The sequence below is a fragment of the Variovorax sp. Soil_C_26 genome, assembly GCF_057657075.1.
The window spans coordinates 1-452 of record NZ_JBDGJC010000051.1; the positions used below are offsets into that span (position 1 = coordinate 1).

General features: G+C 71.7%; 1 protein-coding gene. It reads left to right on the top strand.

Features of this window, described 5'->3' with window-relative positions:
• A partial coding sequence (locus tag AC3A6G_RS27420; protein ID WP_487863278.1) for an autotransporter-associated beta strand repeat-containing protein occupies nt 1-452 on the top strand: 452 nt, incomplete at both ends.

Genomic DNA, 452 nt, shown 5'->3' on the forward strand with positions numbered 1-452 from the left:
ATCGTCAAGGTGGGCAGCGGCACGCTCACGCTCACGGGCGCCAACAGCTACACCGGCGGCACCACCGTGGCGGCCGGCACCCTGAGCGTGAACAACACGAGCGGCAGCGCCACCGGCAGCGGCGCGGTACAGGTGCAGGGCGGCGCAACCCTGTCCGGCAGCGGCACCATCGCAGGCGACGTGACACTGGGCAAGGGCGCCGTCCTGTCCGCGGGCAACACAGGCGTCGCCAGCGGCGTCGGCACGCTCACGACGGGCAACCTCAGCCTCGGCAGCGGCGCGGTGCTGAACTACGACCTCGGCCAGGCCGGCGTGGCGGGCGGCACGCTGAACGACCTGGTCAACGTCAACGGCAACCTGCAGCTCGACGGCACCTTGAACGTGGCGCAGACGGCCGGCGGCCAGTTCGGCGCGGGCCTGTACCGGCTCATCAACTACACCGGCACGCTGAC